We start from the raw sequence: 24,627 nt of genomic DNA, 5'->3' as shown, positions 1-24,627 counted from the left end.
ACGCCTTTAGGCTACGGAATAAAGCCTTCGCACCTTACTCATAAATTTCGCAAAAAATGATCAAACGGCATGGTTACGCCTTCATTCTATGATCGCGCGATCTAGCGGCGCCAGCGCGAGTATCCCCAACCCCCGCCACCAAATAAGAGCAACACTAAGAGAACAATCACTATGGTTTCCATCTTGTAACCTCTCTTGGAAGAGGAAGCGGAACCGGCCTTTGCAACAGTCGTCTCGCTTCTTCACTAATGCAACATGATAGGAGTGGCTAAGACGGATGTCTGGTCAGATTAGCTCACTTTGAGTCCGGCGCGACAGAGGGTATGTACCTCTTGATGCCACTGCATGATGATGTCAAGTCTAATGGGTTGAAGCCAAATCGGTGACGTTTGTGACGCGCTCTGCGTCAAGAGATCTGCAGTTTGCCTATCCAGGCACGATCTCCTGCGCGAACAACCTACATAGGCCCAGGTTAAAGCCTGGCCCTCAACAGCAGTGACAAACTGCGGTCTAGGATCTGCCATAGATCTTCAAGAACGCGTCCACAGCCAGTTCTGCTCTTGTCTCAAACTGCCTCTGCGAATGAGGAATCTCCAGTCCAAGCATCGCTCGATGCACAAGGTCCCCCACCAGCAGCCCTGCGAAATGCTGCGCAGCCACTTGCGAGTCGTTCAGGGTGAGTGTTCCTCGCGTCACTTGCTTCTTGAGGTGGGCCGCCAGCTTCACGATGCCACGATCCGGTCCCCGCTCTGTCATGTATTGAGCAGCCTTCGGAAATTGCAGCGCCTGCGTGTACACCAGCCGCATCAACGCGGTGTGCTCTTCGCTCAGCAGCGATCGAAGAAGCTCTCTCGCCACCTCTAACAGCGTCTCTCGAATCGGCCGCTCCTCCTGGAAAAGCACCGTTACCTTGTCCGCAATTTTCGCCGTGCGATGGTCGATGACCGCCATGAACAGTTCTTCTTTACTGGCGAATCGTGAGTAGAGAGCGCGCTTCGAGGAATGCGCGCGTGCCGCGATTTCGGCGGTGCTCGCAGCCTCGTACCCCATTTCGAAGAACACCTCCGCAGCGACATCCAGTAGTTGCGTCAGACGCAACCGTTCTTCTTCGGCCTTCGGTAGTCCGCTTGATTTAGGTCTCGCCATCAGTTTCCATTCCTATCTAATTTTGCATCCTCCGTCGACTGGCTTCATCCCATTTATGGTACTAACTAGTACCATTACTGCCTGACAGAGACAGCTACCGACCTCTTTGCTCAAGGCAGCAGCCTTTTACCAAAGGAGCTAAGCCCATGCGCATGCCACTTGTCAGTCGTGTCTTCTTCTGTTTCGTGAGCATTTACCTCGTAGTCGGGGCGCACATCGCGGACTACAGCCGCACCCACCTGCTTGACCCACGCTGGCCGCCGCACGCGAAGTTTCATGACGGCCAGACGCTCATGTTCTCCGTCTTCCTCGCGGCACTCACCATCTACTTCGCCAGCAGGAAGACCCAGGACAGAAACGTTACGCTGATCGCCACTACGTCCTTTGCAGCACTGTACTGGGTCACACAGGCGTTGGCCATCGTGTACCCCGGCACTGCCTTTGTTGACCCCGAATTCGATACCCCGCGCGCCTATCTACTGGGTCTCCCGGCGCAGGTGGTCATCGATGTCATTGCTTTGTGTCTCATCTCTGTGGCCTCGTACCTGGCTGCTCGCAAGTCGTCCCTTTGGACGAGCTAGCGCGCAACCGTCGCTACCAACCGCAACGAAATAAGGAGCTTCCCATGAACACGCAAAAACGAAATCGAATCTTTTATTGGGCCCTGACGCTGCTCGTACTCTTGCCGACAGCAGGTTCCGCCATTCCCGAGCTTTTCGCAGGAGGCACACAGTCAATCGTTCATTCCTACCAAACGCTGGGCTACCCGCTCTATCTGATGAAGATCCTCGGCTTTGCAAAGATATTGGGAGCGGTCGTCCTCTTGACCGATCGCAGCCGCCGGATCATGGAGTGGGCCTATGCAGGCTTCGGCATCTTGTTCCTCGGAGCCACGGCATCGCATTTATTAGCCGGAGACTCAGCCCACGCTCCGATACCACTCCTGTTCTTCGTTATCCTCGCGGGGTCGTATGCATTCTGGAGCAGGAGCAAAGCGCAGTCATTCGAACACTTGCAGAAAATGTGATGGCTATCGCAAAGTGGATTGTCGCGTTCGTCGCTGTCTACGGATTCGGCGGAATGCTCGCAGACTTCGTTGTGCCGGCCACGGCAAAGATGCACATGAAGAACCCGCATTGGCCGCCTCACGCCAAATTTCACAACGGGCAGACGATGCTGATGGGTGTCTTCGCCGGCTCGCTTTCTCTCTGCTGCCTTTTTGCTCCTCGTCCGCTCACGTTGCCATGGTTCTTTGCCGGTGTCGCCGCGGCGTCTCTCTACTGGATCAGTCTGGCCTTCGCTCAGATTTTTCCCGGTACGGCATGGCATGATCCGGAGTTCGACGCAGAAGTGTCCCACCCGCTCGGTCTCGATCCTCAGCAGCTTCTTGGCTACATTCTTTGCGGTCTCCTGATTGTTGCCATAGGCCTGGCCCTGTTGATGCATGGGCCAGTCTCCTAGCGACACACACACTCAAAACAAGTTGAGGTAACGATCATGAGCAGAACGTCTGCATACCCTATCGACCCCATGTTCCTGGAGCGATAGTCACCGCGCACCTTTACACCAGAGCCGATGTCCTCGGAAACATTGTTGACGATGCTGGAGGCAGCGCGGAAGTGAAGAGCTCGACGAGCGTCCTCACGCGCTCTTTCTGACGGATGCGCGGAAATCGCTTGGTTCTTGTGAGCTCGGCGATACCGTGAAGGCTCGCCCAAAACAATTCCGATAGAACCTCCGACTTCGAGCTCTGCCCCTGAAACAACTCCAGGAATTGGGAAAACGCGAATCGCAGCTCCGGCGGAGTAGCCGCTTCACCAAATGGTACGCTCAGGCTGAGCGAAAACATCACTTCATACAGTGCGGGTGAAGACGCGGCGAACTCCAGATATGCGGCCCCGACCGATTCGACCGCATTTCCACGCTTCACCCGTTTCCGTGCCTTCTCCAAAGCCAGGCCCAGCTCCTGGAAACCCTCGATAGCAACCGCGGCGAGAATCCCTTCGCGGCTTTCAAAATGAGCGTACAAGACGGGTTGGCTGTATGAAATTTCGTCGGATAGCCGCCGAACGGTTACGTTGGACCACCCTTCAAGCTCCGCGATTCGTCGTGCGGCACTGATAATCTGTGCCCGGCGGGCCTGCTTGTCACGCAGTTTTCGTTCCGCAATTCGATTAGCTGCCAGCGTCGTTGCCATCGATAGCAAGTATAGCGCCGCTAGAAATCACCCCTTGGCGGACGGTGAAACTTTTCCGAATGCTTTGCATCAAATATAGCGTTGCTAGATTTTATAATAAGGATATAACTTATGCATAACGCTATACCGCTTTCTATAGCTGCTCTCATCGCTGTGGGGGTCACAATTATCGGTTGCTCCTACCTCGTATCTCCTGAACGAATCTCAGGATCATTTGGTCTTAAGCCGCCTGCACCCGATGCAGACACTCGTGCCTGGCTACGTCTTAAAGGAATTCGGGACGTCGCATCTGGATTACTCGTGCTGACCATGATGCTGACCGGAGACAGGCGGTCCGTAGGCATAGCTCTAATCGCTTTTGCCATCATCCCTCTTGGCGACATGTCAATCATCCTGGGGTCGGGCGGGTCGAAGTCGGCAGCGTTCTCCATTCATGGCTTAACCTGCGTGGTGATGCTTGTCGTCGGCCTCTTGTTGATCCATGCCATTTGAGAAATGCCTGTGACCGTTCTTGTCGACCGTGAGGGTCGGATCGCGATCAGCCATGCTGGAGTTGTAGATCCATTGCTCTTCGAAGCCGACATCAACGCGCTCCTCGCCGTATAGGTGAGCGTTCAGCTTATTTTGCCCACAGGTGCGAATTCGTCCCGCTAAGCGCATTTATCTGGATCTATCAAAGTCATTCTCCGCGTTGCACTTTGTTAGGTAGCCAAACCCGCTATTGAAGAAGCTCTTACCTGCGGCTTGTATACGCGTGAGTGTGCTCATTCCCGCGCATACACTTACACCTGTTGTTGAGGAGTCTCCGCCATCCAAGCCTCCGCATCGGCTCCGGCTGCCATGCGAACCGGCGCTGACGGATCGCTCACAATTTTCCAGATCACTTCGGAAACATCCGACGAACGAGTAACCGGGCCGGACGAATCCCGTACGCTGGACATAAAGCGTTCGATCATCGGGGCATACGCGGGATGATTGAGGCCGCGCAGGTGCGGGGATGCATTTTGGCCGAACTTCGTCTCTGGCGCTCGCCCCGGCAGCACCAGATGCACACGTACGCCGAAAGGCTTCATCTCCAACGCAAGCGATTCGGTGAACGCATTCACCGCAGCCTTGCTGGCCCGGTACAGGCCAACCAAAGGCATCGGCCGAAGGGTGGTAGACGAGCTGACGTTGATGATGACGCCCGACCGGCGCTCACGGAATGCTGGAAGAACCGCCTGGGTCATCGCAAGCGTACCCAGTGTATTTGTCTCGAAGAGAGAACGCGCGGCGCTAAGATCGATAAGTTCAACCGGCGAGGGTACAGCGAACCCCGCATTGTTCACCAGGACATCGATAGTGCCAGCATCGGCTACTGCCTGGGAGATGCTGGCAGAATCGGTGACATCGAGCGGCAAAATGCACAGGCGATCGGACTCAGGCAACAACTCGTCGTTGGGCTTCCGCATGGTCGCCACCACATCCCAGCCACGATCGAGAAAGAATTTTGCAGCATCCAGCCCGAATCCGGACGAGCAACCGGTGATAAGAATCTTCGACATAAGCACCTCCCGATGCGATCCCACAGGATTGAAGATAGATCGCATTGCGAGGACTTTCTATGGTTGACCGTCGCTAATTCTTTTGCGATAGTCCTGTTATGTCGAGTGATCCTCTTGCAGAGGTCGTAACGCTGCTCCAACCTTCCGCCCGCTTTTCAAAGCTTGTAGAGTGTGCTGGAACATGGAGAATCCACCGCGGGGGAACCGGGGAGCCTTTCTACTGCGCGATTCTGGAGGGTTGCTGCAACTCGACCGTGGATGGTCAATCGATGACGCTTGAGGCCGGGGACTTCGTGCTGGTCCCCGCCATGCACGACCTCATCAACGAGAGCCTGATCCCACCGCCGGATGGAATGACGACAAAGCCAATCGAGGTCAGCCCGGGATGTTTTCGCGTCGGCCAGCACACTGATCCCACACAGTTGCGGATGCAGATCGGGCACTGCAGCCTGGATTCTCCAGATGCCAATCTGCTCGTCTCATTGCTACCGCAAGTCATCATCACGCGCGGAGAACCGCGGCTCGCTCTGCTGCTACAGCTGATTGGCGAGGAGAGCCGCGCCCGGCGTTCCGCACGCGATCTTGTGCTCCAGAGACTGCTGGAGGTAATGCTCATCGAGGCATTGCGGTGCGGCACGGATACGGCATCCACGCCCGGCTTGACCCGAGGGCTGGCGGACGAACACCTTGCGACCGCACTGCGCGCCATCCATGCACGCCCCGCATATCCCTGGACGGTTCCCAAACTCGCCACCGATGCTGCTTTGTCGCGTTCGGCCTTCTTCGCGCGCTTTACCCGCACCGTAGGTGTGCCGCCCATGGAGTATCTCCTGGCTTGGCGGATGGCGCTGGCGAAGCAACGATTACGAGGACGCAAACTCGCCATCGAACAAGTTGCCGAGAGCGTGGGTTATAGCTCGGCCAGCACATTCACGGTAGCCTTCGCACGCCATGTGGGCATGCCGCCGGCACGCTATGCCCGAATGCAGCGGGATGAATACGATCGACACGCAGCATCAACGGAAAACGCCCGCAACCCGCAGCGTGCAATCTCGTCTGTCTCCTCGACAGAGATTGAGTCAAAGGCCAATGTCCTTTAGTCCACATAGGTCGGCTTGCCGTCAGTGAACCGACAAACCGGCGGGACTGGAACACTGGTGAGTTTCGTCATGGCCTCGAATCACAGGGCTAATTATGCCGTCGGTTCAGGGGGTAAAAGCTCCTGCTCCCCCCGCTCCAAAGCCCCTTCACGGCGCGGGTGCCAGCCACAATTCTGAGCGATACGCCAAAATATCTGGACAGCAGATGTTTTCTGGCATTATGATCGAAAATCGATATACCGATCATCGACTATGCCAAAGCAAAAACTCGATCCTCTTCCCTCTGCCGCCTTTCAGATTCTTCTCGCTCTCGCCGGCGAAGACCTTCACGGCTATGCCATCATGCGCAGCATCGCCGAGCAGACCGGCGGCCGCATGCGCCTGGGCCCCGGCACTCTCTATAGTTCCATCCGATCGCTTCTGGAAGCCGAACTGATTGTGGAACTCGAGGCCCGCGAAGACTCCTCCATCAACAGTGAGCGACGACGCTACTACCGTCTCACCTCAGCCGGACGTAAACTTGCCTGCGCCGAAGCAGACCGTCTCGCTGACCTTCTTCGTGTTGCGCGTTCCAGGAAAATCTTGCGAGGGGAACATGTCTGAAAAACTCTACGCCTTCCTGCTCTATCTCTATCCCTCAACGTTCCGTGCAGCGCATGGTGAAGATGCGCTGCAACTCTTTCGTGACCGTCTTCGCGAGGAAACCGGATTCTTCCGCAGAACCCGGCTGTGGCTAGACATCTTCCGCGATCTTGCCACCTCGCTTCCCCATCTGCACAGGCACCCACAACTTGCTTTCGCTGCTGCGAACTCCGCGAGTTCGTCGATGTTCCTGGTCCTTGAAGAGGAACCGATTCGACCGACGGCGTTTTTATCTGCCTGTGCGATTGCCCTCGTCGCGTACAGCCTCATCGCGGTGTCACTCAACCACACTGGCAAGATGAGAATTGCAAGCGCAGAAGCTGCGCACTCACCTTCGAGGCAACCCCATGCCCACACAACTCCCGACGACCCGGATGATTCTGAAGCCACGACAGGAAAACCTTCGAGCCATCCCGGCCACAATCGCGGAAGTGTCATCGCCAGTCCGGCCTCGGACCTCGAACGCCAGAGGGTATTGGGTGCGGTGATCGCGAATCTGAAGCAACACTACTTTGATCCTGTTGTGGCACAGCGAATGGCAGATGCCCTCGTTGCACACCGGGATCGTGGCGACGACGCTGCAGCCATCGATGAGGCATTCGCCGCACTGCTTACCGCTCAGATGCGTGATGTGAGCCAAGACCCGCATTTGCAGGTCATCTATAACGCAACGCCTCTTCCGCAACCATCGCGCGTGGATTCCGCGCGTATGCGGGCGGACCTGCAACAGGAAAACTGCTTCTTCAGGAAAGTCCAGATACTGCCGCACAACGTCGGCTATCTCAAGCTCGATGGCTTTCCCGATCCTATCGATTGTGGTCCCACTGCGACCGCTGCGATGGAGTCTTTGAACCAAGCCAATGCCCTTATCTTCGACCTCCGCGACAATCGTGGCGGCACCTCCGAGATGGTCTCCCTCATCTCCTCCTACCTCTTCGATCACCCCAAATACATATTCGATCCCAGGAGACTCCCAACGCCCCAGTCCTGGACAGCCTCTCCGGTTGCCGGCAGCAAACTCGCCGACAAGCCTGTATACATCCTCACTTCGTCCACGACTATATCTGCAGCCGAGCAGTTCACCTACGACCTGAGGATGTTGAGTCGAGCTACCATCATCGGCGAGGTCACCGCTGGTGGCGCCCACGCCGGCGCTTATCATCGCATCGACGATCACTACGCCATCGCTATCCCCGAAACTCGCATAGTCAATCCCTATGGCCAGGCCGATTGGGAAGCCATTGGAATTCAGCCTGACATCAAGGTACCCGCAGCCGAAGCTCTCAAAATTGCCTCACAACGAGCGGAATCGCAGATCCAGGAACCTGGGATACATCTGCAACACCATTAGATTTGCACTCTACCGAAGAACCGCATCTCCCACGCTCTTACCTTTGTTTCGAATACAGAAAAGAGGAAATATGATGCAGCGTTTTGTGATCTTTCTCATGCTGGCTGGCTCATGCCTGGCACAGTCCCCCGATCGCAAGGAGATCACGGTCTCTCCCGAAGTCCTTTCTCAATACGTCGGCACCTATGCGATCGCGCCGAGATTCAATATGACAATCACCCTCGTAGACGGACAATTGATCTCGCAGATGCCTGGTCAAGGGAAGGCTCCATTGATCCCCGAATCGGAGACGAAGTTTTCCCGTAAGGGCACCAGTGTCGAGATTGAATTTCCAAAAGATGAAAAGGGCCCGGCGAGCCAGGTGATCCTGCACCAGAATGGCCGAGACACCACGGGAAAACGGCTAAGTGACAAAGATTTAAAGAGGATAGCCGAGGCTGCGGCTGCCTTCGATAAGAGATTCAAGGACCAAACCGCAGCACCCGGTACTGAGGCTGCAGTACGCACGCTCGTTGGGGCATTGCAAACCGGAAAGCCGAACTACGAAAAGATGTCTCCCGATCTGGCGGATGCAACACGCCAGCAACTGCCGGACCTCCACCAGATGATTGTTGAGAAGGGCGTATTGCAGTCCGTGCTCTTTAAAGGAGTGGGGCCGGGAGGCGCCGATATTTATCAAGTCAACTTTGAGAAGGGCTCGATTGATTACAGGGTCTGGCTGGAAGCGGACGGGAAAATCGAGAGTGCGAATTTCCGTCCCAGCGAATATCTCCCACCCATTACGGCGACGGCTGAGAGCCTGCATGCGCAATTAATGGAGGTAGATTCCAAGATTGCAGCTGAGTTTGCGAAACATCCGATCGGTAGTGTCACAGCAGGCGTAGTTGTCGGCAAACAACTTATCTGGTCGAAGAGCTATGGCGAGGCCGATATGGAGAAAAAGATTCCGGCGGATGCCGAAACCGTATACCGTCTAGGCTCCATCACCAAGATGTTTACCGCGCTGATGCTGGAACAGTTGGTGGAGGCAGGAAAGGTACACCTCTCCGACCCGGTGGAAAAATACTTCCCGGAGATGAAAGCGGTCCAGGGACGCTTTCCGGATGCTCCGCCAATTACATTGATCCAACTCGCAACCCACACCTCAGGATTGGACCGCGAACCTGACGATATCGAAGTGGCCACAGCAGGCCCTGTTGCCGATTGGGAGAAGACGCTCATCGCTGCGCTGCCCCATCTGCGTTACCAGTTCGAGCCGGGCACACAGTTTTTCTACTCCAACATGGGATATGCGATCCTGGGCGCGGCGCTGTCCCGGGCCGCTGGCGAATCCTATCTCGAATATGTTCCAAAACACATCTTCGAACCACTGGGTATGACCCACTCTGCTTTGGAATTGAACTCTCAAATCCTGCCACATCTTTCGAAGGGATATGCAGTGATGGGACCTAACGGAGAGGTGGATTCAGAGACTCCCGCGCGCGAGAATGAAAAGGGGCGTGGGTATAAAGTGCCGAATGGAGCCGCCTACACCACCGTAGGAGACCTTGCGCGGTTCGCCTCGTTTCTAATGGGCCAGGGGCCAGCGAGCGTCCTGAAGACTTCCAGCCTGGATCGCTTTCAAAAAGAAATCATAGTGCCTGCCAACATCGACCTAACCGACGGCTACGGTGTGGGCTTTCAAGTGGACAAGCACGATAACTACGTCACCTTCGGGCACGGCGGGTCGGTTGCCGGATACACGGCGATGCTACTGATAAATCGCCAGAAAGGAATCGGTGTCATTGTGTTCTCCAATGGTGCGGTGGATCCGGGCGGCCTCGCGGAACAATCGCTCGATATTCTGTCAAAGTGAAATAACCGCTAGCTCAACCAATGTCTACCCTGGACCTGCGTGGCTCACACGCAATGTCGTGTTGACGGCATGGATCGTATGTTCTTCGCGGCTTGCCTGGTGTATTGGAGAAACACTCGGATAGCGCTCGTTACCTATGGGGTACTAGGTTTTGGCGGGCTCGCGCACTATGTCATGCCTCAGGCGAGAAGTATGCCGATGCGCTGTACGCTCACAATCGGTACGGAGGCTGCCTCATCAGTGCTCTTGATTGCTTACGCCTTACTCCGGTCCAGGATGAATCCCGACAGGTCGGTTGCTCGCCAGTAACGATCGATGACGAGAAGAGCGTTTGTCATTACCTATGTCACTTGCTTGGCCAGGGAGCCGTGCGAAATCAGCGAGTGTCATCGTTTATCGCAATAGGTGGACCACTGAAGCTGTCCTGCACGACGATCGCACACAATGGATCATTCGGGTCTAGTTAGCCCGCACGTGGTCTCCTTGCCTTGGAACAGAGCGCAGCTCGCAACGGATTTCATCCGTCAAGACTTCGTCTAAGTCGCCCTCGACGCGAAAGTATACCCGCCTGGTCACTCGCTGCATGCCGGCTCCGCTGCGATATCTGGAACCACCGTGCGGAAACCAGCCGAGTGTCTGTACGTCAACGATCATAGCGTTTCGTTTCAAGCCGGAACGCATCAACCGTCGCTTGAGTGGCCAGCGCTGGATCGTATGCCAGCGGAACACAATCCAGAGAAGGAGAGATACGGTTACCAGAGAAGCCATAACGATGTACATACGCCCAAGCATAATCTCATGCGAGAGGATTCTGGATCACTGCGATCAGTGACCATGGATATGTCCTGTGAAGTCGATTTCGCGTCAGTATCCGTTGCTGGCGAGTAGCGCGTTATCAGGACTTACGCTCCGCTCGGACGTGGAAGACATCCCGAAGCAGTGACACAGATCGAGGTCCGTGGTGTAGTTTTCGTCTTATATATTCGGACTGGGGTGGCGAATGATCGACGATTTTCAACCCGGTCCCTCGGGGACACCATTGGGAGGCATCAAGGAAGGGCTGGATATTGCCGGAGACTGGCAAGGAGCGTTGGGCGAGAGGAAGCTTCGTTTGGGCGTACGCCTGAGCGCGTCCGATGGGGATGCGTGGAGAGCGACGTTATATTCCATCGATCAGTCCACTCAGCCGATCCCAATCAATGCCGTTTCCCTGGAAGGCCGCTCTCTGAAGTTTGCTGTGAATGCAATTCGCGGCGCGTATGAGGGCACAATCAGCCCCGACGGGAACGCGATCGCGGGAACCTGGATCCAAGGCAAATCGCTGCCGCTCGAACTGCAGCGCGCGACTAGCGAATCTGCCTGGTTAGCCACGCCTACCCAGGTGCACTTCATAGAAGTGGACCTGGGCGTAAAGCTGGAAGTGGTCGACTGGGGCGGCATGGGACGGCCTGTAGTCCTGTTGGCGGGCCTGGGCGCCGACGCCCATTCATACGCCAAGTTTGCGGCCAGACTGACACCTTCTTACCATGTCTACGGCATCACACGGCGCGGGTTCGGAGCCTCCAGTGTTCCACTTACCGGCTACTCGGCCGACCGGCTCGGGGATGACGTACTCGCTGTTCTGGCTGCATTAGACCTGAATCGCCCGGTTTTGGTTGGACATTCCATCGCGGGCCAGGAGCTCAGCTCTGTGGGATCTCGCCATTCCGACAAGGTAGCAGGATTGGTGTACCTGGACGCTGCCTGGTCGTTCGCGTACTACGACAGCTCCCTTGGAGACCTAGCGATTGAGTTGATCGAAGTGAAACGGAAAATGGAAGAGCTGCAATCAAAGTTTCTGCAAGATACGCGACCGCTGATTCAGGAGTTGTTGGAGACCGATCTTCCAAGACTGGAAAGGGTTTTGCGGGAGTGGCAGAAAGAACTGGATGCGACTCCCGCAGCACTCCTGACGGCGCTTGCGCAAGCCGCTCCCCACATCCCCCCAGCCGTTTCTGCAATTCACGCAGGACGACAGAGGTACACACACATTCCGCTTCCCATTCTCGCCATCTATGCGCTGCCTCTTGATCCTGGGGATCGACCTATCGGCACCGAGGCACAGGCGAAGGCGTTCGAAGCTGGCGTACCGTCCGCGCGCGTGGTGCGCCTGCCGCATGCCCGGCATGAAGTGTTCTCCTCGAATGAAGAAGATGTATTGCGCGAAATGAATGCCTTCATCGCAAAGCTGCCTTAAGCTGACGCTAGAGCAGTTCTCGTAATGGTGTAGAGCGAGTCAAAGGTACCAACGTCGTTTTTCCCCAAGAAAAACGACACTCGCAGGGTTCTTCCGCTTCACGCTATTACGAGAACTGCTCTAAGCGCGGTAACGAGATTCGGACACGTCAGCTTCTGCCGAGATTATTTCTGTGCGGTCTGAGTGGAGGAAACGAAGGTTCTGGCGTGAGCGAGCTCAGGGCGCACGGAGTTTTGGCCGTTGCCGGTGGATTTGAGGAGAGCAGCGTAGTAAAACTCGGCCTTCTCCCTGTTCCCGGTTGCCTCAGCAGCCCGTCCAGCGTTATAGAGGCCGTTGAATCGGTTAGGGCTGAGCTTGAGAGCAACTTCGTACTCGGCGAGTGCCTGCTCCGAATGGCCGAATTCTAGAAGCATATCCGCTAGCATTTCACGCGCCGGAATGTCGACCTCTCCCTGGCCGACTTTGTCCTGGAGGTCAGCCGCACGGCGCATGGTCGCTAGCGCCTCCGCTTGCTTCCCCTGCGCGTATGAGTTCCAGGCCAATATCTCGCTATGCTGGATCTGCACGGACGTGTTCTCAGCTACGTAAGCGGATTTGCCCTTCTTGATCTCGGCAATTAATTCGTCGTATCGAGCAAGATCGGTCTTGGCCTGCTCAGGCTGGTGCAAGCGTCCATGAGCTATCGCTCGCGCCCAGTACACCAGAGTTGCGGGCTCCGGCAGCGAACCGGGATAAGGCTCCAACGCCGCAGCCGATCTCCAATCGCGCATCTCAAGCGCATAGAAAACGGGGAGCTTCACCCGATAGTACGAGACCATTCCCGCCATGTAGCCGGCTCCCATCCCGGGCATCGATGCGATCATCGTCAACGGCGCTGAGATCTCAGTAAGAGCAGCTTTGGCGCGATCGTCCTGGGCGGTTTGCAGATAGGCATACAGCACAAAGTCATAGGAGTGCGGCTCATCCATAATGCCGCTCTCGCCGCGCGCCTCAGCTGCCTGCGCAGCCTTTATCGAGCCAAGTTGAGAAGCAATGTCCTGCGGCCACATGCCCAGCCGCGAGTAAATGTGTCCGGGCATGTGAAAGGCATGCGGGCCGGACTGCGCGATCTCGCCATAGTGATCGGCGGCAGCCAGACCAGCTGCGGCCATTGCCGGATTGTCGCAGGCGTGAATGATGTAATGCACCACGCCGGGATTATCGGGATACTTTACGAAGAGCGGCGTCAACACCGCCATCGCCTTGTGCTCCTGTGACAGGCTTGTGTCGTCTGGCGCTTTGGCGGCCAGTAATGAGAGTGCGTAGAAAGCTCCAGCGTCCACATCGTCGGGATAACGACCATACAAGTTGCCCATCTGTGTGGAGTAGGCCGCGATGCGAGCCGGATAATCCTGGGGAGCGGGATTATAAAAGCCGGAGAGCGCGGCGATATAAGCGCGTTCACGTTCCGTGCCCACAGGCAGCGATTGCGCCTTTTGCATCTCCGCCCATCCGAGTTTCATATCGGAGGCATCCGGACGCTCCCAGATTTGGTGGAAGATGCTTATCGCAGCACCCCAGTGGGCCATCGCACAGCCAGGATCGCTCTTGGTGATCCGATCGAATTGGGCCTGCGCCTCCTCGTACCAAAAGTCATGCAGCAGTGCTACACCACGGTTGAAGGCCGCTTGCGATGATGCTGTGCAGGAAATGGGAAACGACACAGTGCCCAGCCGTTCCTTCGGGAGACTGGCCATGTTGTCCGTCTGCTGCTGCATTGTCTGAGCTGTAACTGGGAGAACCGCTAGCAGAAGAAGGAGACGTAAAGGAGCGTACATTGAGCCATTATAGGGAGACAGCCCAATGAATCGCCGTCCCCTTATTACCCTGTCTCACCTCAGGGGTTCACTCCAGGATCGTCTCCTCGTATTTCCCAACGCACTTCTGGTTGCCGGCCCTGGTCCGTATGCAGCGATCCTCCTGATAGCGGGAAGAACGTTTAGAGATAGTCACCAGAATCGAACAGCGAGCCTCGGGTGGAGAACGATTTGGTTTGACCTGAGTTTTTTCAGTTGTGACCTAATAAGCCCGGCCGCGCTGCCGAACGGCAAGCGTGGAACGTCTTATCTGGGACGAGGGGAGCTAGGTCCATCTCATCCTCTGCAACAAACTCCACCGGCCCCGCACACTGCGGCGACTCCTGCACCTGCCCCGTCGGGTCCGGCGTCGAAGCTGTGATCGTGTACTCCCGCTCCGCAAACAGTTGCACCTCCAGGAGGCCGTTCGAATCCGTCCGCCCTGTCGCAGCAGTCTGGACCGCGCTTGCCGGGTCGGTCACTATTACCATCGCGTTCTCGATCGGTGTTCCGTCCGCTCTCTTCACCGCCAGATGCACCGTTGCTACACGCAGCGGCGCGGGCCTTACTAAGTCGATCCCTTCCAGCGTCTCCGCCCCCTTCAGGTGCAGCACCGTTGCGTCTGAAGGCAGCGTCTGTGCCGGATAGAAGACCGGTGGATAAGGATCTTCCTCCTTCGCCGGAGAAGGATGCAGTACCACACTGTAGTCGCCGGGATTCACTCCCGCGAATTCGTACCGTCCATCCACATCGGTCACCATGTATGCAAACGAAGCAACCCGCCCGCGGGCCAGCCCTGCCTCGTCCTTTCCACGCGCGAACAGCCCTACGTTCGCACGCGCCACCGGCCGCCCCGCAGCATCCGTCACTCGCCCGCGGATATGGCTGTCCACTCGCAAGAACCAATCCACCTCCCGGCAACTGTTTGCCGCGACCGAAATCGGTCCACCCGCCTTATCCACCGGTATCACCGCCACGCCCGGCGCAGCCTTTGCCGCCACGACGTAGTCGCCCGGTGGGACGCCGGCCAATAGGTAGACTTGCTCTCCGCTGCCGCGCTCAGCCTGCGCCTCACGACTCACTGGCCCCTGGATCGAAACCATTACCTCTGCGTCCTCCACCGGAGCCGCATCGCCGCCTGTGGTCGATCCGCGCAAGTAGAGTCTGCCGAAAATTACCCCTTTGCTGTCCGCCGAAGACAAATCTCGCAGCAGTTGCAGATCCGACGCCCCCCCATCCGCCTTCGAAAGGTCTTGCTGATGAACACAGCTATTGGCAAATAATGCGTTAGTCGGCCCATTCGCACCGACATAGACCAGGTACTCATGCCCAACCTGATAAGCCCCCGTGGGCACCTGAATCGTGATCTCTTGGCTCGGCAGCTTACCCTTTAGAACCTCACGAACCAGAAACCGGACGTTATCCGTCGCACGGCGCAGGAGCGCTAACCCCGCTGGCGGCGGAGGCAACGGCTCAGTCGTAACCTCAACCGCCTCACCCCGAAAGATCAATGGAATATCTTTGCTTGAGTAAGCCGCGCAGACCGAAATCTCTATGCAAGAAGACGCATACGCCGGAATCGCCAACAGCAACAACACCGGAAGCAAACGCATCATGACGTCGATCCTAAAACAACTAACGATCAGATAGTGCCCAATTCTGTGCGTCATGATTTTTGCGTGGCGGATCTGTCGCAACAGAAACGGGATCTGGTGATATTCAATTCCGGCATATACCCCACAAGCACACATGCCACACCTGTATGCACTCAGTAGGAAGTGCTTTTCAACATGGCGTTGAGGCACCTACAAGCCGCTGAGATAGACCTTAGGTTAAAGCGTTGGCCTGTCTCAGCGGCAAAAGAAAAAATGCTCTTCCGGATTCCTCAGACACTCCTAGTTGGGCGTGACTCTCAAAAGAGCTGAAGCATGCGTGCTGAGCGAGGCACTATAGCTGTTTGTGAAGGTTCCAAGATCGACATTGTTCCAGAGGTCATAGACGTCCGCCGAGCCACTGAACCCCAGACTGCTCCAGTTAACGGTTGTCGTAGAGCTACTACCGTTTAGGTTGAACAGCGCAACGTTGTAAGTCCCATTGCTTAACTTGGGAGATGCCCAGACCGGGTTATTCCCAGACGTAATCTGGGTCCCTGGACTTGCGGACTGATCCACTGCGATCACCGAGCTGTTCGTCAGGAGTTGCAACCCGAAACTGTCTAATTGCGTCAGGTCGTCCCCCACAAACATAGGAGCATTGGCGATGGCCCAAAGCGACATCGTGCTCTGCCGTTCGTCGTTCGTCAATCCATCCTGGTTCCCATTGCCGACTTCCATGGAGTCCAGGTCGTTCCATCCGACCGTTGGGCCAGCATTGTTCTCCCAGGTGACGAGGTCGTTGAACCGCAGCGCGACATCCGCCCATGTCGTGAGCGTGCTGCAATAGCACTCCACGTCATTCTCGATCCTTCTGGCATTGGCATACGTCTGCCAGGTGCTGAGATAGTCGTGATCCAGGGCCCATGAAACCGTCAACCAAATCGGACGACCCGATTGTGCGATGGCCTGCGACCATGCCTGAACATCAGGGCGATTATCCACGGTGAGATCGTTATCGTCAGACCCAGGGGTCGTTCCATCCAATTTAATGAAATCGACTCCCCAGGAGGCAAAGAGAGCAACGACTGAATTTACATACTGCTGCGCTCCAGGCTGTGAGAACTCGATCTTCGCGTGCCAATATGGAGGTCCATTCCCTATGGCAAAGGCGTTGCCGGGAAGATTCGAGTTCACGATGCTGGCTACGGTGTAAGAAGTGCCGAGAATTAAGTCACTCGACTCCCATACCGGTTCCTGCACGCCAGGAATCCAATAGATGCCGGCCTTTTGCCCGTTCGCGTGGATGTATGCGATCGTTGCCGCCATGCCATCCGGGAACTGAGTGGTATTCACCTCCGGGCGGCCATTCGCATCGAAGCGTTCTGCCATCCCGAATCAATGTTGATATACACAAATCCCTGCGATTGCAGCCCCGACGCCTTTAGAGCGTCGGATTGAGCTTTGATATTGGCCTCCGTCAGCCAACTCTCACCGCTGATCGTCTCCTGGCTCCAACTGCTCCAGCCCAGATAGGGAAGCTGCCCCTGACCATTCACCTGTGCTCGCGACGAACTCACGAAAAGGATGAGCATGCCCACCAGCGATAGCAGGCTTCGCCATCCAGCTTTTGAGCTGGTCTGTTTTTGGAGTGTATCTGGCGAGAATCTCGAACCATCGCAAACAGTAAAAATGCGGGCCCATTGTCTAGTTCCGGTTATATGCATCTGTTCTCCTCTTTTGCTCGATACTTCCTGGTTGGAGGGAAACGCTATCGCCTGCAGAGCACCACAACAAAGGCTCAGCGGCGCCTGTCTTTAATCCAGATCCAGCCCGGAAACCGACGAGAATCTGGCTACTTGTCATGCGTTTTCGCCTTAAATGTATACGTATTCATTTAGGCGGGAGCTTTTTATGCTTCCGCAGGTTCCCCTGTCAAGATTTTCATTCCGAAATAAGAAACTAAAGGGTTTGGGACAAACCCTTCCGGCCGAAAACCCTCAGTTACTGCAATCTCCAACAGGCTCTAGACACTGCTTTAGAATCGTTCCATGTCCGACATCTCCCTGGCTTCCCTTGCCTCACCCGATGTATTGGCCCGTGCCAGCAAGATCAAACTGTTCCTGATGGACGTCGATGGCACGCTGACCGATGGCGGCGTCTGTCTGATTTCGACAACGGGCGGCTCCGGAGATGCGACGGTCTCCGAGATGAAGGTATTCAACGCGCAGGACGGACAGGGGTTGTCGCTTGCCCACACAATGGGAATCCAGACCGGCTTTATCACCGGCCGATCTTCACCGGCAGTTGCCAAACGTGCCCAGGAACTGAAGGTCAGTTTTGTCTATCTGGGCCAGGCAAAGAAAACCCAGGCTTTCGAGGAGTGCCTGCAGAAGGCAGGTGTGACCGAAGAAGAGGTTGCCTATATGGGCGACGACCTTCCGGACATCCCTTTGGCGCAGCGAGCCGGTCTGGGAGTATGCGTAGCCGATGGCGCGCCCGAGTTGAAGGCGATCTGCCACTTCACGACTCGCAGACCTGGAGGGCGTGGCGCCGCACGCGAGGTCGTAGAACTTATCCTGAAGGCACAGGGACACTGGGAAGAAGCCGTCCCCCTAGCGCTTGCCTAGATTGTGTTTAAAAAAGAAAAGCCGGAGTTGGCGAAGCCAACCCCGGCGATCTTAGCTTTAGCTAGAAGTATCCCGGACCACTGAAGTCGAACAGGCCCATGAGATCGTCGATAGCCGGGCTATTGACCGGCACATAGGGATTTGAGGGCAAGGCAATCGGGTTGGGGAAGTTGTCGCGGCTACGCCTTGAGACAGTCTCCAATCCCCAATTTGCCTCGATAAACTTCAAGATAGATACGTGGTCGGCATACTCGTGGGAGATGTGACCTGCCTTCGTATAGGGAGATACAACGATCAGAGGAATACGCGTACCGTCGCCGAAATAATCCAGCGGTTGTACATACCCTGAATCGTAGAAGCCGCCGCCCTCATCCTCAGTGATGAAGATAGCAGTGTCTTTCCAGAGTTCTGGATTGGCCTTCACTGCATCCACGATCTTCTGGGTAAATCCTTCAAACAAGTCCAGCTTGGAAGAAGACGGGTGCCCGTCGACCAATCCGCTGGGCTTGACGATGGAGACTGCTGGAAGCTTTCCATCCTGGATGTCCTGGTAAAGATTCTCGGTGTCCTGGATATGAGCCGTGCGTACAGCAGCATCGCTCATGATGGACGTGTCGTACTGAAAAGGATTGCAGATGGTGCAGTATTCGTCGGTCTTGCTGCCGATCGCGCTGGAGTTGAGCTGATAGGGGTCCGGTAAATAGTTGTTCCACTGGTCGCCGTAGTACTTCCATGAAACGTGGTTCTTGATCAGGTCGTCGCCAATGCTGGGGACGGAGGACGGCGGAATGGTAAAGACGGTGTTGTCGGGGTTGGTGTCGGTATAGGCGTTCTTGCCGTTTCCGAAGTAGCCCGGGTTGTAATTGTTAAGAAGGTAGTAGTGACCCTTCTCGCAGCGGGGAGAGATAGGCGTCGGCAGCGATGCGAGGTAATCCACGATAGGCGCCACGCCCGGCTGGGTTTTATCCGAGCAGTCGGTATAAGAACCGCCGCCGTAGGACGGGGAACCATAAGAACCACCACCATAACCATCTTCCGAATACCAGTTGTTGGTGTCGGCTGCCGGGTTGGGATTTTCAACTTCGTCCACCACACCGGAGTTGGCGGTGCCCGGATTAACTTTGATGTTGTGGGGCGGAAGAGCCGGCTGGCCCTTGCCATCGCTGAACCAGATAGCATCACCGTGGCCGAACATGATGTGATTGGCGCCGGTACCACCATTGACGGACTGATGGAAGTTGTCACTCATCGCATAGTTATCGGCGAGATACTTGAAGTAAGGGGCATCGCCATTCTGGACGTTATAGAAGCCCATGGAGGCCGCACCTTCACCGGTAGTCGTAGCCGTGGGAGAATACTCTGTGCTGAAGTCCGCGGGCTGCTTGAGACCGTTTGTGCCTGCACCCACGGTCACTTCTACCCAGGGAAACAGGCTTGCGTCACAACCCGAGGGATTGCTAACGGTTGCCTGCTTGGCGCTGCAGTTCAACTGCTGCCACATCTGGTAGAAGCGATGCACCGGGCTGGCTGCGTATGAGTTGTAGGTAAACCCATCTCCGTTCGTCAGCTGAAACGGACCGGCGGGAATTGCATTCACGTTCTTGATACGTATATCGGGAGTGCCGGATGTCTGACCCGTGCCGCCGGTCACAAGATAGGCATAATAATCATCCGGCAGGCCATTTTCAGACTGCTGTGCAAGAGTGAGGCTGTCGTCCTTGACGTACGAATCTTCAGGTCCGCCCACGAGCGGCGCAGGAAGCACCGATCCAGGAAACGAACCCTTAGCAGGGTTCAGCAAAAAGGCGTCAGGCGTCCGGTCAGTTGCTGCCTTCTGCTCTGCTTTCGCAAAGTTCGGTCCGGCGGTTCCATCGGCCTTCACAATTCCTTCTGAGAGAAGGTTCCAGACCTTCTCGCCCTTCTTCGGAACGTACGTTGCGAAGACATGATCGAAGCTGCGATTTTCGCCGATGATGACAATCACATGCTTAATCGGTGTGCTCGTGTCGTTGTCTCGAGAGGGCTCGCTTTGCGCCGGGCCGGATGCGAACGCGCTGCCTAACGCGAGCTCGAATATCATCGCGCACGTCAGTCCCGTACGGACCGCGCCCATCGTTTTGGATACAAGGTGCCTGGTAAACATGCTTTTCTCCTGGGGCCTGGTGATATGGTGTGCCCCATTGATAAAAGCTCTTTGAAATGAATAGCGCGTATTTGTTTCTTGAACACCAAGTGAATTAATCTTCAGCTTCTGGAAAAGCAGGTGACGGAACACATCTTCATTCGTCTGAAAATCTATTTCAATCCATGACCCTGGGAAGACTCTTTCGTGCAGTCTGCCGAGGAATCGCCTGCACTACACGAAGCAGTCGCTTTGGGTCCTGAAATATCCGGTCCCGGATCGACTCGTATCGATCCCATCATCCCTTTGTCCTCGTGTTCGAGAAGATGACAGTGATACACAAAGGTGCCCACGACATTCGGGTCGCGGAAATCCATGCGAAGGCGAACGCTTGGATATGTCAGTGAGCGTCCGTCATAGTAGGGGACATTCACGGTGTCGCGCAGAAAGTCCTCATTCACCTGTCTTCCTGCATACTCGAGCAACAGAAAATGTAGCTGGTGAATGTGGAAGGCGTGCAGCTCGTTCGAGCGATTTTCTATAATCCAATCCTCAACGGTTCCCTGCTTCGCAATGATGTTCGGGAGATCCGAACTCATATCGAACATCTTTGGTTCTTGTCCATCAACGGTCAGGTAAAACTCCACAGCGCTCGTGGGGTCATTGGGGTCGGCCAGCTTCTCAGAGAAATAGAGTCGCCGTACCCGCACTGGAGCCACATCTCCGAGCCATGTTTCCGTGGAAGGAGAAAGAGAATCCGGCGAACTCCGCAATCGCGAACGCGGCTCGGGTGCATTTGATGAAACGACAATCTTTGCAAGCATCCGATTCGGGTCATTTTCACCGCCGGGACCGGTGTCCACCGTTCTCGTCACCAGCAAGCCGGCTTCGCCTTCTGCGGGTCCAGTCACAATAAACTCAGCGCGCGCACCGGGCGGAAGACCGATGTGCGTTTGCGTATTCACGGAATCACTCTGCACGTCACCATGGTTCATGGGTACACCATCCATAGCCACAAGTCCCAAAGGCTGCGGCGCACGGCGAACCAACACCTCAAGGTTGAGGTACGTGATCGCGGAAGCATTCAAGACTCGCCATAGCTGCCGTTCACCGGGCTTCATCTCGATCGTTGCAGGAGTGTAATCCGGATAAGGAACTGGCACGTAGTTGATCGACAAGTCTTTAGCCGGCTTGCCGAAACCGGTGCCGTTATTGGCTGCGTCTCCATCGCGATCGATCAGAAACTTTGGAATTACCGGCTCAGACCGGGCGGGTTGTGCATTCGGATTCACGAGGTCCTGGTCGCGAATGATGAACACTCGTTCCGGCAGACCAGCGACCGATCTCTTTGCACGCTCGATTCCTTCTACAATGAGCGCTCCAGACGCTCCGCCGAGGAGCTGTTCCTTACTGAATCCATGGATATGAGGGTGATACCAGTAAAGGCCAGGCGGTTCATTCTTTGGAATGCGAAACCGGTACTCAAAGGGGGCATCACCTGGCTGTACAGACGTTTTCAGAACATCGTCCTGATGACAGACTGGAGGAATTGTAAGCCCGTGAAAGTGAAGGTTGGTGGACACCGCGCTCATGATTCCACTCGTACAGGGATCGTCCACAGTGTGGGGATGCCCATGCGCGTGCGCTACTGTTGTGCCGCTGGGACTGAGATCTGTCAGCTTGTTCTTCAGATGAAGAATCACGAGATCACCCGGACTGACGCGCAAATTGGGAGACTCTCGGCCGGCATCATCGGAGTAGCAGTATCGCTTCGTGCCACTCGTATCCATGGAGTCGTAGGCCGTGAGATTAACCTCCAACACGCCATTCTGACTGCGCAGGTCTTCCGGCTCTTCGACGAGGCTCTCAGCCTGTGGGCGTGGACATACATTCCTGGACGGAGCCTGGGCATTCAGCAATTGACACCAGGACGCCACACATACAACGGTCACGGCGATCCATACAGGCTTTTTCATTCGACGGTGCGTTCTCCGGAGGGTTGTGTCAGATTCAGCTCGCCAGTACGCAGGCGAGTCGTTCTTCCATTAGTCTTCTTCAGCCACATGAACATGCGGTAAATAGAAGACAGAACCTCAACGGATCTCAATAGATAGCAATAAGGCCGGTATAGCTTCGGCCAACTTCGATGTAATCGGCGCTTATATGGGGATGCGATGAACTTCAGGTCTTTAGGGGGTTGAAGAGATCGTTGACCCGATCATTCGCTATCTGTTCACTTCAACGCTTCGGCATTGCAGGCGGCGGAAGCGTTGATGGGATTGCAGCGTGCCACTGCGTCGCCGGGAAGGGCTACGACAAAGTGGCCATCCCAACGGGCAGGCTCATTGACGGGATAGTCGGTGCTGAGGAGCTGGGCACCACTGGCGATCATGGCATCGCGAGTCGTGGTGTCGTTGGCTCTCGCCTGCTTGGTGTCAGAGTCAGTGCGGGCGCGGATGAGATAGCCCTGTCGTACGAGAGTGGAGATGTTGGCAGCAGGACCGTCGTTGCGTTCGATAAAGGCGGCATCGGGCTGGCCGGGCTCGGCGTTGGTAAAGAGAACGCGACCGCGCAATGAAGGGTGACCGGCGAGATAGACCGGCCCAACAGGCCGTTGGTCCATGAGGAATATGACCTTGCCACGTGCGCTCGCGAGAGTGGGCCAGTTGCCGGCAAGTACAGCCTGATTGAGCGTCTTATAGTGACCACGGACATCGTCTGGGGTGATGAGTTCATCCGGCGGGAAGACGGAGCGGATCTCGGCATCGAGGGCGTCAAAGGTGGCAGAGGTAAAGTCCTCAGGCATGGTGAGGTGGATATTGCCTTCGGGTTTTCCCTGTTTGGTTTCAACAAGGATGAAGATTGGAATATGTCCCGGATGGGCATGGGACCACTCACGAACCTCTTTCAGGCAGCCGATAAAAGGCTGGCAGGTGCTGCGATAGTCGACATCTTGAACGTGCATGACCTTGAAGCCGGGCTTGGTCATGATCCCATTGGGGTCAAAGTCGGGATCGGGAGGAAGATGGGCGGCGGCCACGTTCGATGGACCAGAGGGATGCGCGTAAAGGCCGCCCTTTGTATCGGCAAAGATGTCGAGCTCGATCTGACGAACGCCGCTGTCAAATTGCTGCGTGAGAGGTTGGTGTTGGTAGTCGAGTCCCTTGAAGGCTTCGGCATACTTTGCTTGCCAGAGTTTGCTCTCGTTGGGCGCGATGCCGGCGTGGTAGCTGTTATGAGTGCCGATGACCTGAATCTGATTGAGCTTGATAGCTCCGTCGCTCGACTGCGCTAGGGAGAGAGTGCCACCCAGGGCTACAGCAAGGGCGACGGCGGAGAGAGCGCGGCAGTGATTCGAAAGCATGAGCAGGTCCTTCAACGGATGCTAGAGCTATGCGGCGATTGTATTTTGATCAGACGGTTCGATAGGGGCGGCTGTAATGTGTTGCCCATTCGACGAGGCTTGCATTCATGAAGCGCCAGGTGGCGTGCTTCGTGTCTACCTCCATGAGCATGTAGGCATTCGGATCGTAGCGAGTAGCTGCCATAACGTAGTGTTGCGGCCCATAGGTATGAGCGAAATCGATCCACTTATGCATGTGACCGGAGACGACAAGTTGAATCGTCTCCTGATACTTGCGCAGAAGAGGCTGCAGCCCATAGTCGGCAAACTCGGCAGGAACATCCTGAATAAGCGGGTAGTGGATGAAGACGAAGGTGGGCTTGTGCTGTTGCAACTGCGCCTCGAACCAGTGAAGCTGCTCTTCCCCAAGAGAACCGATGTTGGGATTGAAGTCAGAAGACGTGTGGTCCTGGGTGCTGCCAAGAAAGTTGTTCAGGTGGATGAATTTGTAGCCTTTATAATCCAGCACGGAGTAGGGCTTGGCCTGGAACTTGGCTTCGAAAAGACGGTGGCTCATCTCGCGCGGGACATGGCGCACGTCATAGTCGTGGTTGCCGAAGCCGAGGTGAATCGGCATCTTGAATCCGTCCGTAATGGCTTTGGCGTTATCGAGACGAGTGGTGTTCTTGAAGTAGAAGTCGTAGTCGGTGGAAGGGTAGTTGTGGAAGTAGTCGCCGATGAGAAAGACCTGTTCGATCGCGGGATTGAGGGAGTTGATGAGATCGCGCGCGGAGGTCAGACGAGGGGTGGTGAGAAGAATGCTCTCGTTGTCTTCGACTCCGTTTTCGCTGCCTTTGACGTAGAAGTTGTCGATGATGTGGGTGTCGGCAATGAGGGCGAAATAAAACTTGTCCGGCGAGGCTGCAGCCCGCACCTGCTCAGCCCAGAGTCTCTGGGTGAGCAGGCTGCCGAGCGATGCGACACCGAGGGTAGTGAACTGTCTGCGGTCCATTGCGATGCCCCTCCGTGTTTTG

22 protein-coding genes are annotated in these 24,627 nt (G+C 55.9%); 10 read left to right on the top strand and 12 right to left on the bottom strand.

All coding sequences use genetic code 11. The features are described from left to right. Positions 1-510: 510 nt before the first annotated feature. The gene (locus GSQ91_RS11695; RefSeq protein WP_158821723.1) at positions 511-1,146 is read right to left on the bottom strand and encodes a TetR/AcrR family transcriptional regulator; all 636 of its coding nucleotides are present in this window, start codon (positions 1,144-1,146) and stop codon (positions 511-513) included. A gap of 146 nt (positions 1,147-1,292) precedes the next feature. Here GSQ91_RS11695 and GSQ91_RS11690 point away from each other — a divergent pair, with 146 nt between their 5' ends. From GSQ91_RS11690 to GSQ91_RS11680, 3 genes are read left to right on the top strand one after another with little or no spacing between them, the layout of a single operon-like run. Next, positions 1,293-1,727, top strand: a complete 435-nt coding sequence (locus GSQ91_RS11690) for a DUF6640 family protein (RefSeq protein WP_158821722.1) — start codon at positions 1,293-1,295, stop codon at positions 1,725-1,727. 44 nt (positions 1,728-1,771) lie between these two features. Next, complete coding sequence (locus tag GSQ91_RS11685; RefSeq protein ID WP_158821721.1) at positions 1,772-2,173, top strand: DoxX family protein; 402 nt, start codon at positions 1,772-1,774, stop codon at positions 2,171-2,173. After that, positions 2,173-2,607, top strand: coding sequence for a DUF6640 family protein (locus GSQ91_RS11680; protein ID WP_158821720.1), 435 nt, complete (start codon positions 2,173-2,175; stop codon positions 2,605-2,607). The genes GSQ91_RS11685 and GSQ91_RS11680 overlap by 1 nt, the downstream gene beginning before the upstream one ends. Positions 2,608-2,707: 100 nt before the next feature. Here the strand turns inward: GSQ91_RS11680 and GSQ91_RS11675 are convergent, their stop codons facing one another. After that, on the bottom strand, positions 2,708-3,343 hold the full coding sequence (locus GSQ91_RS11675; RefSeq protein ID WP_158821719.1) for a TetR/AcrR family transcriptional regulator: 636 nt from the start codon (positions 3,341-3,343) through the stop codon (positions 2,708-2,710). Between the two features lie 111 nt (positions 3,344-3,454). Between GSQ91_RS11675 and GSQ91_RS11670 the strand changes: the two genes are divergently transcribed. Then, positions 3,455-3,835, top strand: a complete 381-nt coding sequence (locus tag GSQ91_RS11670) for a DUF4267 domain-containing protein (RefSeq protein WP_158821718.1) — start codon at positions 3,455-3,457, stop codon at positions 3,833-3,835. On the opposite strand, the gene GSQ91_RS25595 is transcribed toward GSQ91_RS11670, so the two are convergent. Then, a complete protein-coding gene (locus GSQ91_RS25595) occupies positions 3,782-4,003 on the bottom strand; it encodes a hypothetical protein (RefSeq protein ID WP_174240675.1) in 222 nt (73 codons plus the stop codon). The two genes, GSQ91_RS11670 and GSQ91_RS25595, sit on opposite strands and share 54 nt — an antisense overlap. Before the next feature lie 122 nt (positions 4,004-4,125). Further along, positions 4,126-4,887 carry an SDR family oxidoreductase gene (locus GSQ91_RS11665; RefSeq protein WP_158821717.1) on the bottom strand — a complete coding sequence of 254 codons (762 nt, stop codon included), beginning with the start codon at positions 4,885-4,887 and terminating at the stop codon, positions 4,126-4,128. A 98-nt stretch (positions 4,888-4,985) separates the two neighbouring features. Here GSQ91_RS11665 and GSQ91_RS11660 point away from each other — a divergent pair, with 98 nt between their 5' ends. The 5 genes from GSQ91_RS11660 to GSQ91_RS11640 all read left to right on the top strand — a co-directional run bounded on the left by GSQ91_RS11660 (position 4,986) and on the right by GSQ91_RS11640 (position 12,071). Continuing rightward, entirely contained in the window at positions 4,986-5,987 is a 1,002-nt protein-coding gene (locus tag GSQ91_RS11660) for an AraC family transcriptional regulator (RefSeq protein ID WP_158821716.1), read from the top strand. Between the two features lie 252 nt (positions 5,988-6,239). Beyond that, on the top strand, positions 6,240-6,590 hold the full coding sequence (locus GSQ91_RS11655) for a PadR family transcriptional regulator (RefSeq protein WP_158821715.1): 351 nt from the start codon (positions 6,240-6,242) through the stop codon (positions 6,588-6,590). Next, entirely contained in the window at positions 6,583-7,980 is a 1,398-nt protein-coding gene (locus GSQ91_RS11650; protein ID WP_158821714.1) for a S41 family peptidase, read from the top strand. The genes GSQ91_RS11655 and GSQ91_RS11650 overlap by 8 nt, the downstream gene beginning before the upstream one ends. A gap of 70 nt (positions 7,981-8,050) precedes the next feature. After that, entirely contained in the window at positions 8,051-9,835 is a 1,785-nt protein-coding gene (locus tag GSQ91_RS11645; RefSeq protein ID WP_158821713.1) for a serine hydrolase, read from the top strand. A gap of 1,000 nt (positions 9,836-10,835) precedes the next feature. Continuing rightward, the gene (locus GSQ91_RS11640) at positions 10,836-12,071 is read left to right on the top strand and encodes an alpha/beta fold hydrolase (protein WP_158821712.1); all 1,236 of its coding nucleotides are present in this window, start codon (positions 10,836-10,838) and stop codon (positions 12,069-12,071) included. A 164-nt stretch (positions 12,072-12,235) separates the two neighbouring features. Here GSQ91_RS11640 and GSQ91_RS11635 read toward each other — a convergent pair whose 3' ends face one another. From GSQ91_RS11635 to GSQ91_RS11620, 4 genes are all read right to left on the bottom strand, one after another. Then, positions 12,236-13,807, bottom strand: coding sequence for a M48 family metallopeptidase (locus GSQ91_RS11635; protein WP_254064515.1), 1,572 nt, complete (start codon positions 13,805-13,807; stop codon positions 12,236-12,238). Positions 13,808-14,118: 311 nt separating this feature from the next. Next, entirely contained in the window at positions 14,119-15,522 is a 1,404-nt protein-coding gene (locus GSQ91_RS11630; RefSeq protein WP_158821710.1) for a collagen binding domain-containing protein, read from the bottom strand. 279 nt (positions 15,523-15,801) lie between these two features. Beyond that, positions 15,802-16,890 (bottom strand): glycoside hydrolase family 27 protein, encoded by a 1,089-nt coding sequence (locus tag GSQ91_RS11625; RefSeq protein WP_158821709.1) that lies wholly within the window; start codon positions 16,888-16,890, stop codon positions 15,802-15,804. After that, complete coding sequence (locus tag GSQ91_RS11620) at positions 16,851-17,093, bottom strand: hypothetical protein (RefSeq protein WP_158821708.1); 243 nt, start codon at positions 17,091-17,093, stop codon at positions 16,851-16,853. Before GSQ91_RS11620 ends, GSQ91_RS11625 begins: the two co-directional genes overlap by 40 nt. Before the next feature lie 456 nt (positions 17,094-17,549). Here GSQ91_RS11620 and GSQ91_RS11615 point away from each other — a divergent pair, with 456 nt between their 5' ends. Further along, on the top strand, positions 17,550-18,128 hold the full coding sequence (locus GSQ91_RS11615) for an HAD family hydrolase (protein ID WP_158821707.1): 579 nt from the start codon (positions 17,550-17,552) through the stop codon (positions 18,126-18,128). Between the two features lie 61 nt (positions 18,129-18,189). Here the strand turns inward: GSQ91_RS11615 and GSQ91_RS11610 are convergent, their stop codons facing one another. The 4 genes from GSQ91_RS11610 to GSQ91_RS11595 form a co-directional block, all read right to left on the bottom strand. Beyond that, positions 18,190-20,271 (bottom strand): alkaline phosphatase family protein, encoded by a 2,082-nt coding sequence (locus GSQ91_RS11610; protein ID WP_158821706.1) that lies wholly within the window; start codon positions 20,269-20,271, stop codon positions 18,190-18,192. 152 nt (positions 20,272-20,423) lie between these two features. After that, entirely contained in the window at positions 20,424-22,226 is a 1,803-nt protein-coding gene (locus tag GSQ91_RS11605; RefSeq protein ID WP_158821705.1) for a multicopper oxidase family protein, read from the bottom strand. 257 nt (positions 22,227-22,483) lie between these two features. After that, the gene (locus GSQ91_RS11600) at positions 22,484-23,614 is read right to left on the bottom strand and encodes a phosphatidylinositol-specific phospholipase C1-like protein (protein WP_158821704.1); all 1,131 of its coding nucleotides are present in this window, start codon (positions 23,612-23,614) and stop codon (positions 22,484-22,486) included. A gap of 49 nt (positions 23,615-23,663) precedes the next feature. Beyond that, positions 23,664-24,605: a metallophosphoesterase gene (locus GSQ91_RS11595; protein WP_158821703.1), complete on the bottom strand. Its 942-nt coding sequence runs from the start codon at positions 24,603-24,605 to the stop codon at positions 23,664-23,666. Positions 24,606-24,627 lie beyond the last annotated feature (22 nt).

This window comes from Granulicella sp. S156, from assembly GCF_009766105.1.
GTDB lineage: Bacteria > Acidobacteriota > Terriglobia > Terriglobales > Acidobacteriaceae > Granulicella.
The sequence above is the reverse complement of the archived record's forward strand: the minus strand, read 5'-3'. Positions and strand labels throughout refer to the sequence as shown.

Coding starts and splice junctions, on each gene's coding strand:
- GSQ91_RS11695 (WP_158821723.1), bottom strand. CDS start 1,146: ATGGCGAGACCTAAATCAAGCGGACTACCGAAGGCCGAAGAAGAACGG.
- GSQ91_RS11690 (WP_158821722.1), top strand. CDS start 1,293: ATGCGCATGCCACTTGTCAGTCGTGTCTTCTTCTGTTTCGTGAGCATT.
- GSQ91_RS11685 (WP_158821721.1), top strand. CDS start 1,772: ATGAACACGCAAAAACGAAATCGAATCTTTTATTGGGCCCTGACGCTG.
- GSQ91_RS11680 (WP_158821720.1), top strand. CDS start 2,173: ATGGCTATCGCAAAGTGGATTGTCGCGTTCGTCGCTGTCTACGGATTC.
- GSQ91_RS11675 (WP_158821719.1), bottom strand. CDS start 3,343: ATGGCAACGACGCTGGCAGCTAATCGAATTGCGGAACGAAAACTGCGT.
- GSQ91_RS11670 (WP_158821718.1), top strand. CDS start 3,455: ATGCATAACGCTATACCGCTTTCTATAGCTGCTCTCATCGCTGTGGGG.
- GSQ91_RS25595 (WP_174240675.1), bottom strand. CDS start 4,003: ATGCGCTTAGCGGGACGAATTCGCACCTGTGGGCAAAATAAGCTGAAC.
- GSQ91_RS11665 (WP_158821717.1), bottom strand. CDS start 4,887: ATGTCGAAGATTCTTATCACCGGTTGCTCGTCCGGATTCGGGCTGGAT.
- GSQ91_RS11660 (WP_158821716.1), top strand. CDS start 4,986: ATGTCGAGTGATCCTCTTGCAGAGGTCGTAACGCTGCTCCAACCTTCC.
- GSQ91_RS11655 (WP_158821715.1), top strand. CDS start 6,240: ATGCCAAAGCAAAAACTCGATCCTCTTCCCTCTGCCGCCTTTCAGATT.
- GSQ91_RS11650 (WP_158821714.1), top strand. CDS start 6,583: ATGTCTGAAAAACTCTACGCCTTCCTGCTCTATCTCTATCCCTCAACG.
- GSQ91_RS11645 (WP_158821713.1), top strand. CDS start 8,051: ATGATGCAGCGTTTTGTGATCTTTCTCATGCTGGCTGGCTCATGCCTG.
- GSQ91_RS11640 (WP_158821712.1), top strand. CDS start 10,836: ATGATCGACGATTTTCAACCCGGTCCCTCGGGGACACCATTGGGAGGC.
- GSQ91_RS11635 (WP_254064515.1), bottom strand. CDS start 13,807: ATGGCCAGTCTCCCGAAGGAACGGCTGGGCACTGTGTCGTTTCCCATT.
- GSQ91_RS11630 (WP_158821710.1), bottom strand. CDS start 15,522: ATGATGCGTTTGCTTCCGGTGTTGTTGCTGTTGGCGATTCCGGCGTAT.
- GSQ91_RS11625 (WP_158821709.1), bottom strand. CDS start 16,890: ATGGCAGAACGCTTCGATGCGAATGGCCGCCCGGAGGTGAATACCACT.
- GSQ91_RS11620 (WP_158821708.1), bottom strand. CDS start 17,093: ATGCTCATCCTTTTCGTGAGTTCGTCGCGAGCACAGGTGAATGGTCAG.
- GSQ91_RS11615 (WP_158821707.1), top strand. CDS start 17,550: ATGTCCGACATCTCCCTGGCTTCCCTTGCCTCACCCGATGTATTGGCC.
- GSQ91_RS11610 (WP_158821706.1), bottom strand. CDS start 20,271: ATGTTTACCAGGCACCTTGTATCCAAAACGATGGGCGCGGTCCGTACG.
- GSQ91_RS11605 (WP_158821705.1), bottom strand. CDS start 22,226: ATGAAAAAGCCTGTATGGATCGCCGTGACCGTTGTATGTGTGGCGTCC.
- GSQ91_RS11600 (WP_158821704.1), bottom strand. CDS start 23,614: ATGCTTTCGAATCACTGCCGCGCTCTCTCCGCCGTCGCCCTTGCTGTA.
- GSQ91_RS11595 (WP_158821703.1), bottom strand. CDS start 24,605: ATGGACCGCAGACAGTTCACTACCCTCGGTGTCGCATCGCTCGGCAGC.